Here is a 14283-nt window from a genome sequence, read left to right as displayed (position 1 = left end):
CTCGTATGCCGTGTGGTGGATCCGTCAGTCTATCCTGCAGGCGCTGGCAGAGCAGTCTCGTATCGTTCGCCTGCCGCTAAACCGTGTTGGCTCACTGAATAAGATCTCAAAGACCTTTTCCGAACTGGAACAGAAATACGAACGCGAACCTTCCCCGGAAGAGCTTGCTGAAGTGTTAGATGTTACAACAGCGGAAGTGGTCGATACCATGAAGATCTCCGGCCGGCATGTGTCTATGGATGCCCCGTTCGTACAGGGCGAGGAGAACAGCTTGCTGGATGTACTGGAGAACGACAGTGAAGAAACGCCTGACTCCGGCCTGATGAACGACTCGCTGCGCCGTGAAGTGCAACGCGCGCTTTCGACGCTTACGCAGCGTGAGGCAGACGTGATCACACTGTATTTCGGTCTGAATGGTGAGCACTCCATGACACTGGAGGAGATCGGTGAGAAATTCAACCTGACCCGCGAACGCGTTCGTCAGATCAAAGAAAAGGCTATCAGAAGGTTAAGGCATACATCAAGAAGCAAAGCTTTAAAGCCTTACCTAGGTTAATAATACGCCATTTGATTATCATTTAAAGGTCTCGGATAACCGAGACCTTTTATTTTTGTCTTGTTAAAACATCCATGAAACTAGATATACTTGTTCTTGCGGCCCATCCAGACGATGCTGAATTAGGATGCGGCGGCACCATCGCCAAGCATGTCGCCCTGGGGCATAAGGTCGGTATCGTTGATTTTACCAGGGGAGAGCTGGGTACCCGTGGCACACCCGAAACCCGGGCAGAAGAAGCTGCCGCTGCCACGAATATCCTGGGCGTTTCCGTGCGCACAAACCTTGCGCTGCAAGACGGCTTCTTCCAGAACGACCCCGACCACCAGCTGCGGGTCATCCAGGCCATCCGCCGCTACCAACCCGAGATTGTCCTCGCCAACGCTATCCTGGACCGGCATGTCGATCACGGCAAAGGCGCGTCGTTGGGCGCCGATGCTTCGTTCTTATCGGGGCTAAGCAAGATCCGTACAAAAGACACCGAGGGCCGCGAGCAGGCAGCCTGGCGGCCGAAGGTGGTGTATCACTATATTCAGAGCCAATTCATAGTACCCGACTTTATCATCGATATAACGGGATATTGGGATACCAAGCTGCAGGCCATTAAAGCGTTTAAGTCACAGTTCTATGATCCCAGCAACCACGAACCGGAGACGTATATTTCCAATCCGGCATTCTTGCAGATGATCGAGTCGCGTGCGCTGGAGTTTGGGCATGCCATCGGCACACGCCACGGCGAAGGGTTTACGGTACGCCGGTACGCCGGCGTAAACGACCTGTTCAAGCTAATTTAAATAGCCCTGAGGAGTAGTATTACGGAGCGAGGCGATGGATCTTCCATTGCCCGTCGATCTGTGTGTATACGATACGGTCATGCAGGCGACTGGGCCGGCCCTGCCAGAACTCGACCATGGACGGGGTCACGGCATATCCACCCCATTGGTGCGGTTTGGGAAGCACCTCCTGGCCATCAAACCGTTTCTCCAGTTGTTGAACCCGTTGCTCCAGGATCGTGCGGCTCTCAATGACCGAACTTTGCGGTGAGGCCCACGCACCGATCTGCGAGCTGCGGGGCCGGCTTTGGAAGTAGGCTTCCGATGCCTGGGCATCCAACCGTTGAGCAATACCTTCGATCCGCACCTGGCGCTCGAGCTCAGGCCAGAAGAACGTTAACGCGCACGCCGGATTCTTCTCAAGAAGAAGCCCCTTATGACTCTGATAGTTGGTAAAGAACAGGAACTGTTTGGCTTCGACACCTTTCAGCAATACGATCCGTCCGGAGGGCTGGCCCTGTTCGTTGACGGTGGCCAGGTTCATCGCATTCGGTTCGGGGACGCCCGCCTGCAGCGCCTCCTGGAACCACTTCTCAAATTGCGCTACAGGGTCGGGGAGGACATTGGCTACCTCCAGAGAGGATTTCGAGTAATCCTGGCGTAAATCGGCGATCGACTTCATGCTTTTTTCGCCAAAGTTTATGAAAGAAACTACCAATCACAAAAGATGCGTCCAGGAGCAATCGTTTTAGTGATAAAAATCATCCATATAAAATCCGGTCAACAGGTACCTGAAATAAAATTTGCACAGGTGGGGGCGAAGTATTTTATTCATATATGGATTGAGGGGCAATTTCCCTGATATGGAGACTAAAGGCGATGGATTTTTTTAAATATAAAAATCATTTTAAACCTGAGAAGGGAAGGCTGTTGATATCAGAACCTTTCCTGGCGGATCCTAATTTCGAGCGGACGGTAGTCTTACTATGCGAGCACAACGAAGAAGGATCTTTCGGTTTTGTAGTAAATAAACCGTCCGTCCTGAAGTTAAGCGAAGTGATGGAAGACCTGCAGCAGTGGAACGAGGTGGTATATGTAGGAGGGCCGGTGCAACAAGACACGCTACATTTCATTCACCGGAACTCGGCGATCGAGAATGCTGTCAATATCCGGAATGAAATCTATTGGGGCGGCGATTTCGAAAGTGTCGTACGTCAGCTTAACCGGGATGAGATTGCCTCCGGCGACGTACGCTTCTTCCTGGGATATAGCGGATGGGGCCCCGGACAATTGGAGGATGAGCTGAAGGAAGACTCGTGGATCGTCTGCGACTATGTGGACGACGAGCTGCTTTTCGATACCGACCCGGCCATGATCTGGAAAAAGGCACTGGACAATATGGGGGGGCGGTTCTCCATATATGCCAAGTATCCTGTAGACCCACGATTGAATTAGCCATTTTTAGTAACTTTACGTTAAACGCAATACTGTAACGCACAGAAGTACCATGGAAACAGACAAACACGACGAGCAAGTACACACATCGGATGCCGGACTGACTGACAGCCATGGTAATACGCTACATTCTGAAATCGACCTGGGCGACCACCACGAGGAAGCGACCGACGAATCCCTCGAAGAAGTACATGTCGATTATAGCCACCATACCAAACAGCAACTGGCCGCCCTCATCAAGGATCTGGCAAAAGACGAGAACTTCAAACATGTAGACGCTGTACTTCGCGAGATCAAGCCGTTGTACGACGACATGCGCGAAAAAGAAAGGGCGGAAGCGTTGTTGCGGTTTATCGGTGCGGGCGGTGTGAACGAAGACTTCGACTATAAGGGCGACGAGTCGGATATGATCTTTGATGCAAACTTCAAACTGATCAGAGACCGGAGAGCCCAATATGTTCGCCAGCAGGAAGAACGCAAAGGTGATAACCTCAAACGCAAGGAAGACCTGTTGGAGAGGATCCGTGTGCTGGCCGACCAGGAGAATTCCGATAACCAGTTCGAGCAATTCAAGGAACTGCAGAAGGAGTGGAAGACCATAGGCCCGGTGCCCGGTCCGCAGGCAAAGACGCTGTGGGCCAACTATCATGCCCTGGTTGACCGGTTCTATGATAACCAAAGCATCTATTTCGAGCTGAAGGAGCTCGATCGCCGGAGGAATCTCGAAGCCAAGGCCGAGCTTTGCCTGCGGGCAGAGAAGCTTGCCGAAGTGGCCATCATTAAAGATGCTATTCGTGAACTTAACGAATTGCACCATGAGTTCAAGCATATAGGCCCGGTGCCTAAAGATGATAAAGAGGCTATCTGGCAGCGCTTCAAAGCTGCGTCAGATGCCGTATATGCCAAACGGGATGCCTACCTGCAAAATCTGCAACAAGAGCTTAACGTCAATCTCGACCATAAGGCTAAGCTGAGCGACGAGGTGCAAGAGTTCGCCAACTACCAGTCTGACCGGATCAAGGAATGGAATCAGAAGACCAAGGAGATCCTCGACATCCAAAAACGCTGGGAGACCGTAGGCGGTCTGCCCCGGGCGAAAGCGAAGGAAGTAAACCGCAAGTTCTGGTCGGCATTTAAAGCCTTCTTTAATAACAAAAATACCTTCTTCAAGAAACTGGACGAAGAGCGCGATCGCAATCTGCAGATGAAAAACGACCTGGTGCAAAAAGCCCTGGCGTTGAAGGAAAGCAACGACTGGGAGCGTACTTCCAACGAGCTTAAGAGTCTGCAGCAAAAGTGGAAGGAAGTCGGCCCGGTGCCGGAGAAATTCCGCGAAAAGGTATTTGCCGAGTTTAAAGAAGCCTGCGACTATTTCTTTGAACAACGTCGTACGCAACACGGCAAGGTGGAGAATGAGCAGGTTGAAAACCTGCGCGCCAAGGAACAGGTCTGTCAGCAATTAGAGGCACATACGGCCAATGGCACTGCATCGGCAGAGGCCTTGAAAGAGCTGCAAGACCAGTTCAACGCGATCGGTTTTGTTCCCAAGAAGGACATCACCACCATTCGAAATCGCTACCACGAAGCGGTCGACAAGTTTGTGGAAGCCATTCAAGGATTTAGCGAGGAAGACAAAAACAAGCTCTTGCTTGAGAATGAGTTAAGCGATCTCAAAAACGACCCGATGGCAGATCGTAAGATCTTCCAGAAGGAGCAGGCCATTCGCAAGAAGATCGGCAAGATTGAAAACGACATTTCACTCTGGAAAAATAACCTCGAGTTCTTCTCGCGTTCGCAGAACGCGGATAGCGTTCGTACGGAGTTCAACGAGAAGATCAGGGAGGCGACAGATCATCTCAAGCAACTGAAGGATCAGCTGAAACTGTTGAAGACTGTATAGTCACGGACCGGCCATTGCTTTTTCGGTCAGGTAGCGCCAATAGCGCGTGGGTACATGCCGTAGGTGTAATTTCTTATTTTTCCGCACGTCAATCGACGTGGTTTGGAAGTAGGTCTTCCAAAGCGTTTGGTACGCGGCCTCATGGTCGTGTACGACGATGGACGCCATGTCAGGATCTTCACCTGGTGTTGCGGAATGGGTAACGCCAGCGGTAACTTCCATTACTTGTCCATCCTTCTCATTATATAAAATTCCGTAGCTGCGTTTGTCGTCATAGATCAGCCACGACTGGTCGGCATACCGGTCTTTAAAATGTCCGGTGATAAGGGGTAGCACATTAAAATCGGGCTCTATTGTCGCAGTGTACAGACCATCCGCCGCTTGTTGAAACCGGACGAAGGCTTCCATGCGATGCTTTTCGCGATGTACTTTCTTGCTAAGCTGCATCACTTCTAATACAGCGGGATGGGCGAAGTTTCGCTCGGCGCCCGGTGGCGCGCCCAACACATAGCGCGTAAATGCCAGGAGTGTATCCTCCACGTTGTGAGCCTCGGATAAAAAGCTCTTATAAAAATGATCGATGATTTCCGTGGCAAGCTTTTTCTGGAGCCCTTGCCAAACGCGCGTGGCCTTGTGCGTATCGCGGGTTATGGTGCGCACCGTGGCATACAGATCGGGGTGGTATAGATGTTCCCGAACGATCGATACGTCAGCCAGCTTGCGCTCATACACGTCAAAGATCGCGGTTAATAAGCCTGGAAAGCTTCCGTCGTATACCAGCAGGTCTTTCATGTAAACAGTTGCATTTGCGGTGTGAGTGTGGTGTGATATTTACTTTGTTGGAGGATCTGCTGGCGTAATACGGCGGCAACAACTTCGCGTGGGCGGTTGTCAGACGTATAGACAAAGTGTTTCGCCCGGTTGAAAGCAACGCCTAACGTGCGCAGATCTGCTAAATTCAGTGTCTTGAAACGCCGGGCTTCTATGATCTTCAGGGCGGAGCTGATGCCGATACCGGGCACACGCAGGATCATTTCATAGTCTGCTTTGTTGATATCGACTGGAAATTGGTCAAGGTTTCGAAACGCCCAGCTCAATTTCGGATCGATGTCGAGGTCGAGCTGCGGATTTTGTGCATTGAGGACTTCATGCAACGAAAACTTGTAGAACCGGAGCAGCCAGTCCGTCTGATATAACCGATTCTCCCGGATCATAGGAACAGGTGTACCGGGCGCCGGTAACCGGTGGTCGGCCAATACCGGTACATAACCCGAATAATACACGCGTCGCAGGCCAAATTTCTTATAAAGCGAATCGGCAATGGTCATGACTTGAAGATCGTTCTCCGGCGTGGCACCGACTACCATTTGCGTGCTTTGTCCGGCCGGGGCAAAGGTAGGCGTGTGGCGGATCACCTTTCGTTCATCCGCCAGGGCCGTAATGCGGTGGTGAAGAAACGACATGGGTTTGATGATCGAGTCTTTACTCTTCTCCGGCGCCAGGTGACGCAGGCTTTGCTCAGACGGGAGCTCGATGTTTACGCTTAAACGATCGGCATATGTCGCAGCTTCCAGAATAAGCTCTTCGCTGCACCCCGGAATGGTTTTGAGATGAATGTATCCGTTAAATCGGTGCAACGTACGGAGTGTTTTGGCCACGCGCACCAGACGCTCCATGGTGTAGTCGGGATTTTTGAAAATGCCTGAGCTGAGGAAGAGCCCTTCGATGTAATTCCGCCGGTAGAAGTTAAGTGTAAGCGCGACCACCTCGTTTACCGTAAACCCCGCGCGTTGAATGTCATTGCTCCGGCGCGATACGCAGTAGGCACAGTCATAGAGGCAATAGTTGGTAAGCAGGATCTTCAATAGCGACACGCATCGCCCATCTTCCGTGTAGCTGTGACAAATGCCCGACTCGGTCGTATTGCCAATGCCTTTGTCGGTGTTGACCCGCTTGCTGCCACTGGACGAGCAGGAGACGTCGTACTTCGCCGCATCAGCCAAAATTTTGAGCTTCTCTTGAATTCTTTCCCACATCCTTACAAAATTTCCTGAAAACTATTTAAAATAGTTTTAATAAACTAATTAAAATAGATATTGACCTGGGGCCTGATAAGAATCGGGTTTGATGGATAAAAGAACTCGTATGGATCTTCTGAAAATTAATTTTTAAATGCCCACGACAGGTCGAGCCTGATCTCGGGGTATTGTACAGTTTGGCCATTGAACTTCTGGCTGTGAATGCTTCCGTCCAGCTTGATGGCCACAGTGGGGAGAGGCCGGTATACCACACCTGCCGAAGTTTTGGTAAAGATGCCATCATCGGCCAGTCCGGATTCTTTGTCTCCGCCATAGTCTTTGTTGTTGATCGCCTCGGGATGCGACATCCAGTCGAGAAACAGATAGGGCACAAATTGGCCATGCCTGGTATCGATGTTATAAGCCAGGCGTATGTAATAGGTTTTGACATCGTACGACACGGGCACGACCACATCGGCGGTGGTAAGCTGGTCGTCGGTCTTGTTGCTGTTGGCGCCCAGGAACCGCTGACGCTGTTGCGGATTGATGCCGGCCTCTCGAACCAATGTCAGCACATTGTCAGGATTACGGCGTGCATCATGCCTGGCGATCCAGTATTCTACTTGCAGATTCACCTTGCCGATCTGTTTTTCGCCGAAGAGGCCCGCGAGGACAAAGTGATCGCCGTCCATCCACGGCAGCACGCCGCCCTTGGGAGGGCCGTCGTTAAACGCTACGGTCGATGTCGTGTTCTTGCCGTTCATGCTGCTGGTAAAACCGGAAGTACCGAATACCAGGGAGTTCCTGTCGGATTTCATGCGCAGGTCCCAACCCAAGGGTACCACGCCCTGCGCGGCGCCACCCTCGCCATTTTCTGTGGTAAGGGAGTATTGAACGTTGGTCGATCCAAAAATACGATTGCCATGAAGCATGAAGTTGGTGGTGCGTGTAAGGAAGAGGTGATCCGCATCGAAGATCTCCGGTGGCTCGATGCCGGTGAAGGTGGGGATCTGATCGAGCTTCTCATTGTACAACCCGAACCGGCGATACATCTTACCGACCCTGATCTGCAGCTCGCGGGCGATCTTAAAATTACCCCATGCGTTGCGCACCTCGATGGTCTCGTCGACATAGGCCAGATTAAAAAGCACGTCGATATTTTCAGACAGATAGGCGGATCCGTAAACGTGAAAAGCTTTCACCGGCACCCATTCAAAAGGGTCGTTTTCTTTGACGGTGATCCCGTCGGCACCGATGCTCGGAAAATCAAACTGCTGCTCCGCGTTGGTGTTGATATATCCATAGAGCTTGAGCTTTCTGTCCAGCTCGGTTACACTTATTTGCAGAAGCTCTTCCAGTGACAGATCGAACAGCTCATCGGTCTTGTAGGTTAACGTGTCCTGTGCATGGGCTACACTGCAAAACAAGAGCATGGAAGAAATGAATAACGTCCGGAGGTTGTGGCGAGACAATAAGGTGAGAATATACATACCATGAGGGGGTTTAGATGCAATGACTGGCTTGAGAAAGCAAGTGTGGTATAATGGAAGTTAAGATTTTTAACGGACTGTTGCTATAAGGAATAATTATTAAAGGCCTCCGGGCGGAGTTAGTGGGCTTCGTGATCCATTGTTGTACCGAATTTAAATGTACTATAAACATCTATAGATGTATTTTAAAGTTTACATTGCGCCTTTCCTATCGGATTTTGAAACTGTCCTTCGCACTATGACTATTAACCGTTTGCTCGCTTTTTTGTTTGTCCTGGGCGCTTTGTCATGCCCTGGCCAGACACCGGTTACCCTGCATGTACTTCGGATACCAAGCCCGGTCGTGATCGAGGGTGAGACGGTACTTTATTGTGAGCTTGTACTGACCAATGTCACGTCAACTCCGCAGGTACTAAAACGCCTGACGATACTCGACACGGCGAATTCTTCGATCATACGTGTGTTCGATGCCGAAGAACTTCGCAGCCGTTATGCCACATTGCCGCCTGCACCGGCCGCCGAGGGTCTGACGCTAGTTCCTCAAACGTCGGGATTGATCTATATCGAGCTTACACTGTCCGGCAAAGTCCCTGCTGAGCCAGTATATGCGCACATCCTGGAGATGACCGATGTGTCCGGAACGAAAATGACCACGGTTCGGGGCGGCGCTTTTGAGCCGTTGTACCAGGCCCCGGTCGTGCTGGGAGCACCTTTGCGCGACGGGCGGTGGGTGGCCGTCTATGAACCTTCCTGGGAGCGTGGCCATCGACGGGTAGTCTATCCGTTCGGAGGGACGTCCTACATACCCGGGCGTTTTGCCATTGACTTCATCCTGCTCGGCGCCCATGCGAAAATGGCCGCGGGCGATAAAAATATAGTAGCGAATTGGTACGGTTACGGTGCCGACGTGCTGGCCGTAAGCGATGGCGTGGTGGCCGACATGGGTGATGATTTTGAGGAAAGTGCTACCATTGCGGATCACCCCGTCTATCCGGCGGAAAAAGCAGCCGGCAACTATATTGTCTTAGCGATCGACAACGACCGATATGTCTTCTACGAACACCTCAAGCCTCGGAGTATTGCAGTCCAGATCGGGCAAAAGGTCAAAAAAGGTGACCGTATTGCTGCGCTCGGATTCACGGGCCAGACTACCGGCCCGCATCTGCACCTGCATGTGGCCGACCGGAGCGCATCGGTGGGCACAGAAGGGCTGCCTTTTGTTTTTGAAAACTTTACACTGTTGGGAAGCTACCCCGGGGGTAAAGGTCTTGGAGAACGACGGTGGGTGCGCGCAAAAAAGGGTAGTGCTTCGATCACACAGGAACGCCCCGGGCCGAACGCCGTGATCAGCTTTCGATGACTTAAATTATCTGATTCAACTTAACCCTTGCATAGCGGTGCGCAGCAGATCCCAACTTAAGAAGCGATGTCCGTGTTCCGTGAATTGACTTCTGCTATCAAAAAATATCAATACCAGAGCGCATACCAGTTGATATGTTACTTTAGAATTAAAGTGTCTCGCTGAAGTTCCCATTCATTCTTGTCGTTCTTTTTCTGAAACCCTTCATAGGTAGCGTTCTTGCTTCTGCCTTTTATGACTATTCTGTAAGACAGTGTATCACCGAACTTATAATCGTTTTTATTGAAAAAATATTCAAATGTGCGATAGCCACCGATCGAATCCAATAACGTTTTATCGTTTCGCAGGGTCTCCAGTTTCTGTAGGATAAAGGGAGGATGCCTCTGTTTCAGACTGTATTTGCCGTACAAGCTAAGTCCGAAGACCAGCACAAAAAAAATCAACACATATTTGCCGTATTTGATGTACTTGTGATATTCCATAGGTATTATTTAGCCGACCCCGGAACGTTAGGTTTCTGCGAAATCGAGAAGTGAACTTGTACTATTGCTCGCACGATGTCATAAAAAAAGGCAGTCACAATTCTGTAACTGCCTGATTCTGAGGTGAGCCCCCTGTCGGAATCGAACCAACGACCTACTGATTACAAGTCAGTTGCTCTACCAGCTGAGCTAAGGAGGCCTGTTTAGACTTCGCTCAAGTGCTAAACGAGGCTGCAAAAATAATGGAAGAATGTATTTCCGCAAATGCCCGGGTGAAATTAAGTGCAATTTTTTGTCTTTTTCTTTTTCCGAAGACCCGGGAGTCCGAAACTGAAACGTGGAGGCCTGGTACGCTTTTGTAGTGACACGTTGTAAGGCTTCCGGAGGCTCCTCGTGCGTTCCGCGTTGCCGCTGGCTAGGCTCAATTTCTAAATCCTTTCAGGTATGCAACACGGTACTACGGACGACAAGCTTCATTGGTACAAGGACGCTGTATTGTATGAAGTACACATCAAAGCGTTTCGCGATGGCAACGGCGACGGCATCGGCGATTTTAAAGGTCTGCTGCAAAAGCTCGACTACCTCCAGGACCTCGGCGTAACAGCCATCTGGATCTTACCCTTTTACCCCTCGCCGCTGCGTGACGACGGCTACGACATCGCCGACTACTACAGTGTCAACCCGGCGTATGGCACCCTGGCTGATTTTCAGGAGTTTCTGAACGAAGCCCACAACCGGCACCTGAAGGTTATCACCGAGCTGGTCATCAACCACACGTCCGACCAGCACCCGTGGTTCCAGCGCGCCCGAAGGGAGCCGATCGGTTCGCCTTTACGGGATTTCTATGTCTGGACGGACGATGCCAACCAATACCGCGACGTGCGCATCATCTTTCAGGATACGGAGACGTCCAACTGGACGTGGGACCCCGTCGCCGGCCAATATTATTGGCATCGCTTCTTTCACCACCAGCCCGACCTGAACTACGACAACCCGCTGGTGCAGGCCGAGATATTTAAGATCCTCGACTTCTGGTGCAACATGGGGGTGGACGGTTTCCGGCTGGACGCCGTGCCCTACCTGTTTGAGCGCGAGGGGACCAACGGCGAGAACCTTCCCGAGACGCATGCCTTTCTGAAAAAACTCCGGAAGCACATTGATGATCATTATCCCGGCACTATGCTGTTGGCCGAGGCCAATATGTGGCCCGAAGACGCGGCCTCGTATTTCGGTAACGGCGATGAATGTCACATGAACTACCATTTCCCCGTCATGCCACGCATGTATATGGCCCTGCAAATGGAAGACCGGTACCCGATCACCGACATCTTTGATCAAACCCCGGAGATCCCGGCCAACTGCCAGTGGGCGATCTTTCTGCGCAACCACGACGAACTCACGCTCGAAATGGTGACAGATGAAGAGCGGGACTACATGTATAAGGCCTACGTCAAAGATCCACGCGCGCGCATTAACCTCGGCATCCGCCACCGGCTGGCGCCGCTCATGAGTAACAATCGGCAGAAGATCGAGCTGTTGAACTACCTGCTGTTCTCGCTGCCGGGCACGCCTGTGTTGTACTATGGCGATGAAATAGGCATGGGCGACAACTACTACCTGGGTGACCGCGACGGTGTGCGTACACCGATGCAGTGGAGCGCCGACCGCAACGCAGGCTTTTCGGAAGCCCATCCGCACAAGTTGTACCTGCCGATCATTCTCGATCCCGAATACCACTACGAGTCGGTCAATGTCGACATGCTGTCGCGCAACACGTCGTCGCTGCTTTGGTGGATGAAGCGTGTGCTCAGCAAGCGTAAACAATACAAAGCGTTGAGTCGTGGCGATTTGAAGTTTGTGCCGGTAGAGAACGCCAAGATCCTGGCGTTCACCAGAACCTACGAAGAGCAGACCGTGCTGGTGATCGTAAACCTGTCGCGCTATACGCAGGCAGCAGAATTGAGCCTGGATACCTTTAGCGGCTATGTTCCCGTCGAGGTCTTTAGCCAGAATCGGTTTCCGTCCATTAAAGAAAACAACCCTTACTTCTTTACCCTCGGTGCGTATGACTGCGAATGGTTTGTGTTGCACAAGGTGGAGTCGATGTTGACGGAGAGCAAGGCTTTACCCATACTGAACATTGCCCACTGGGACAAGTTCGCGCAGCGTGCCGTCGTAGACGAGTTGGAAAATTATATCCTGCCGGTCTATTTGCGCAAGCTGCGTTGGTTTGGAGGCAAGGGGCGCATAGTAGAAAGTATCAAGATCATCGATCATGCGGCAATACCCCTGACAGGCTCGAAGGTAACTGTCTATATCCTGCTCCTGGAAATTAACTATGCCAGCGGTTTGCCCGACACGTACCAACTGCCGATAGCGTTTGGTGAAGATGCCTCTGCCGCGAAGCTGAAAGAGAACTGTCCGCAATCTGTCATCGCCCAGGTACGGACCAGCGAAGGGACGGAAGGCATTTTGTACGACGCCATCTATGGCCTGGCGTTCCAGGAGGAGATCCTGTTGAAGATGGCTCGCCAGGAACGCGTGAAGGTGGCGCGTGGCGAAGTTATATTCACCGGTAACGATGCTTTGGCTGCGCATGTACAGGCGCAGGAAAAGATCAAACCGAAAGTACTCGGCGGAGAGCAAAGCAACACGTCGATCACATTCGATAACAAATTCTTTTTGAAGCTGTTCCGGAAAGTAGATAAAGCCATCAATCCGGATGTAGAGATCACGCACTTCCTCACCGAGCATACAAACTTTGAACATGTGCCCGGCTTTATCGGTACCATCGAGTGGAAAACAGCCGGTGGTTCCATCGTATTAGGGATGATGCAACAGATGGTAGAGGCCAGTACCGATACGTGGTCGTATATGCTGGATCGGCTGGATCATTTTAACGAACGGATCCTCACGCGTTCCGACATAGCCGCTCCGCCACCGCCGATCGGTAATCTCATTAGCCCCGTATCCTACGACCTCATGCCTGCTGTGATGAAGGACCTGCTGGAGAGCGTCATGGCCGATAATGCAGCCCTGCTGGGTAAGCGTACAGCAGAGATGCACCTGGCCCTGCTTTCGAGACCGGACATCGCTGACTTCCGTTTTGAGGAGTATTCATTGCATTACCAGCGCTCCCTGTTTTCGGGGCTGCAATCGCTGGTGCGCAGCACCTTCCAGAACCTGAGCCGCTCCCTCGATAAGCTGGAGCCCGAGGTTCGCCAAGAGGCCGAGGAAGTGTTGGCGATGAAAGGAGAGATTCTGCAGGTGCTAAAACGCATCTACGATCGTAAGATCGACGTCGTAAAGATCCGCATCCACGGCGACTATCACCTGGGGCAGGTGCTTTATACCGGTAAAGACTTTATCATCACCGACTTCGAAGGCGAGCCTGCCCGGAGCTACAGCGAACGGCGGCTAAAACGCTCACCGTTGCGTGACGTGGCCGGTATCGTGCGCTCGTTCCACTATGCTGCCTACGCCAGCTTATTCCTCGACAACCAGATCCGCAAGGAAGATTTCGCCCGGCTGATTCCATACGTCGAGCAATGGTATCATTATATGAGTGGCTTCTTTATGGACACCTATCTCAAGTATTCACAGGGGGCCGCGTTCATTCCGCAAAGCAACGAAAGCTTTGAGATCTTGATGACGACGTTCCTGTTGGAGAAAGCGATCTATGAAGTGAATTACGAGCTCAACAACCGGCCTGACTGGGTGATCATCCCCTTACGAGGTATCAAGATGCTGATGAAGAAGAATGAACCGGAAGTAGAGCCGATGAAGCTGGAGAACGTTCTGACCAGCGTACAATAAAGTTGTAGAGCTTTTTGCGCATGCGCGACGAAGGCGATGTACAGCTGGAAAAGCGGCATTCGGTGAACCGATCGGGCACAGTATTTACAACACTCTGGCTGTACATTAAACTATAAAACTTATGTTACGCTGGGCAGCAATCTTCTTTATCATCGCCATTGTGGCGGCAATCTTTGGTTTCGGGGGCATAGCAGAAGGCGCCGCGACCATTGCACAAATATTGTTCTTTGTATTCATCGTACTCTTTGTTCTTGTACTAGCTTTTGGTGCCAGCATCTTCAAGAAGTAAGATGGATCCTATAATACTCAGGGCGTGGCTGCGATTGCCACGCCTTGCCCTTTTGCTGCTGGCAGGTGTTTGCCAGACCGTTGCGTTTGGACAACGTACCTCCGGACGATCAAATTCGTTGTCGGATTCACTTCCGCCACCACA

Annotated in this window: 11 protein-coding genes and 1 tRNA gene; 7 read left to right on the top strand and 5 right to left on the bottom strand. The window is 51.5% G+C overall.

Annotation, left to right across the window (positions count from 1 at the left end):
• Together KK078_RS28140 and bshB1 are read left to right on the top strand one after the other, a co-directional pair.
• A partial coding sequence (locus KK078_RS28140; RefSeq protein WP_254093838.1) for a sigma-70 family RNA polymerase sigma factor occupies nucleotides 1-556 on the top strand: 556 nt, incomplete at its 5' end.
• Nucleotides 557-630: 74 nt separating this feature from the next.
• Entirely contained in the window at nucleotides 631-1350 is a 720-nt protein-coding gene (bshB1, locus tag KK078_RS28135) for a bacillithiol biosynthesis deacetylase BshB1 (protein WP_254093836.1), read from the top strand.
• A gap of 19 nt (nucleotides 1351-1369) precedes the next feature.
• Here bshB1 and pdxH read toward each other — a convergent pair whose 3' ends face one another.
• Nucleotides 1370-2011, bottom strand: coding sequence for a pyridoxamine 5'-phosphate oxidase (pdxH, locus tag KK078_RS28130; RefSeq protein WP_254093834.1), 642 nt, complete (start codon nucleotides 2009-2011; stop codon nucleotides 1370-1372).
• Nucleotides 2012-2208: 197 nt separating this feature from the next.
• Here pdxH and KK078_RS28125 point away from each other — a divergent pair, with 197 nt between their 5' ends.
• Both KK078_RS28125 and KK078_RS28120 read left to right on the top strand, forming a co-directional pair.
• Nucleotides 2209-2784, top strand: coding sequence for a YqgE/AlgH family protein (locus KK078_RS28125; protein WP_254093833.1), 576 nt, complete (start codon nucleotides 2209-2211; stop codon nucleotides 2782-2784).
• Nucleotides 2785-2836: 52 nt separating this feature from the next.
• Nucleotides 2837-4684: a DUF349 domain-containing protein gene (locus KK078_RS28120; RefSeq protein WP_254093831.1), complete on the top strand. Its 1848-nt coding sequence runs from the start codon at nucleotides 2837-2839 to the stop codon at nucleotides 4682-4684.
• Here KK078_RS28120 and KK078_RS28115 read toward each other — a convergent pair whose 3' ends face one another.
• The 3 genes from KK078_RS28115 to KK078_RS28105 all read right to left on the bottom strand — a co-directional run bounded on the left by KK078_RS28115 (nucleotide 4685) and on the right by KK078_RS28105 (nucleotide 8192).
• Nucleotides 4685-5476 carry a TIGR03915 family putative DNA repair protein gene (locus KK078_RS28115; RefSeq protein WP_254093829.1) on the bottom strand — a complete coding sequence of 264 codons (792 nt, stop codon included), beginning with the start codon at nucleotides 5474-5476 and terminating at the stop codon, nucleotides 4685-4687.
• Nucleotides 5473-6720, bottom strand: a complete 1248-nt coding sequence (locus KK078_RS28110; RefSeq protein WP_254093821.1) for a putative DNA modification/repair radical SAM protein — start codon at nucleotides 6718-6720, stop codon at nucleotides 5473-5475. Before KK078_RS28110 ends, KK078_RS28115 begins: the two co-directional genes overlap by 4 nt.
• Nucleotides 6721-6845: 125 nt before the next feature.
• The gene (locus KK078_RS28105) at nucleotides 6846-8192 is read right to left on the bottom strand and encodes a hypothetical protein (RefSeq protein ID WP_254093819.1); all 1347 of its coding nucleotides are present in this window, start codon (nucleotides 8190-8192) and stop codon (nucleotides 6846-6848) included.
• Between the two features lie 238 nt (nucleotides 8193-8430).
• Between KK078_RS28105 and KK078_RS28100 the strand changes: the two genes are divergently transcribed.
• Nucleotides 8431-9552 (top strand): M23 family metallopeptidase, encoded by a 1122-nt coding sequence (locus KK078_RS28100; protein ID WP_254093817.1) that lies wholly within the window; start codon nucleotides 8431-8433, stop codon nucleotides 9550-9552.
• A 608-nt stretch (nucleotides 9553-10160) separates the two neighbouring features.
• Here the strand turns inward: KK078_RS28100 and KK078_RS28095 are convergent.
• Nucleotides 10161-10233, bottom strand: a tRNA-Thr gene (locus tag KK078_RS28095).
• Nucleotides 10234-10478: 245 nt separating this feature from the next.
• On the opposite strand from KK078_RS28095, the gene treS reads away from it, so the two are divergent.
• Nucleotides 10479-13850 carry a maltose alpha-D-glucosyltransferase gene (treS, locus tag KK078_RS28090; RefSeq protein WP_254093814.1) on the top strand — a complete coding sequence of 1124 codons (3372 nt, stop codon included), beginning with the start codon at nucleotides 10479-10481 and terminating at the stop codon, nucleotides 13848-13850.
• Between the two features lie 121 nt (nucleotides 13851-13971).
• On the top strand, nucleotides 13972-14139 hold the full coding sequence (locus KK078_RS28085) for a DUF1328 domain-containing protein (protein WP_254086052.1): 168 nt from the start codon (nucleotides 13972-13974) through the stop codon (nucleotides 14137-14139).
• Nucleotides 14140-14283: the final 144 nt, after the last annotated feature.

Origin of the sequence: Dawidia soli, assembly GCF_018598185.1 — a bacterium.
GTDB classification, from domain to species: Bacteria; Bacteroidota; Bacteroidia; order Cytophagales; family Cyclobacteriaceae; genus Ohtaekwangia; species Ohtaekwangia soli.
This window is presented reverse-complemented; position numbering and strand designations above follow the sequence as displayed.

Bases quoted from the DNA above. Each gene is read 5' to 3' on its own strand.
- KK078_RS28085 (WP_254086052.1), top strand. From the start codon at position 13,972: ATGTTACGCTGGGCAGCAATCTTCTTTATCATCGCCATTGTGGCGGCA.
- KK078_RS28115 (WP_254093829.1), bottom strand. From the start codon at position 5,476: ATGAAAGACCTGCTGGTATACGACGGAAGCTTTCCAGGCTTATTAACC.
- treS (WP_254093814.1), top strand. From the start codon at position 10,479: ATGCAACACGGTACTACGGACGACAAGCTTCATTGGTACAAGGACGCT.
- KK078_RS28125 (WP_254093833.1), top strand. From the start codon at position 2,209: ATGGATTTTTTTAAATATAAAAATCATTTTAAACCTGAGAAGGGAAGG.
- KK078_RS28120 (WP_254093831.1), top strand. From the start codon at position 2,837: ATGGAAACAGACAAACACGACGAGCAAGTACACACATCGGATGCCGGA.
- KK078_RS28105 (WP_254093819.1), bottom strand. From the start codon at position 8,192: ATGTATATTCTCACCTTATTGTCTCGCCACAACCTCCGGACGTTATTC.
- bshB1 (WP_254093836.1), top strand. From the start codon at position 631: ATGAAACTAGATATACTTGTTCTTGCGGCCCATCCAGACGATGCTGAA.
- pdxH (WP_254093834.1), bottom strand. From the start codon at position 2,011: ATGAAGTCGATCGCCGATTTACGCCAGGATTACTCGAAATCCTCTCTG.
- KK078_RS28100 (WP_254093817.1), top strand. From the start codon at position 8,431: ATGACTATTAACCGTTTGCTCGCTTTTTTGTTTGTCCTGGGCGCTTTG.
- KK078_RS28110 (WP_254093821.1), bottom strand. From the start codon at position 6,720: ATGTGGGAAAGAATTCAAGAGAAGCTCAAAATTTTGGCTGATGCGGCG.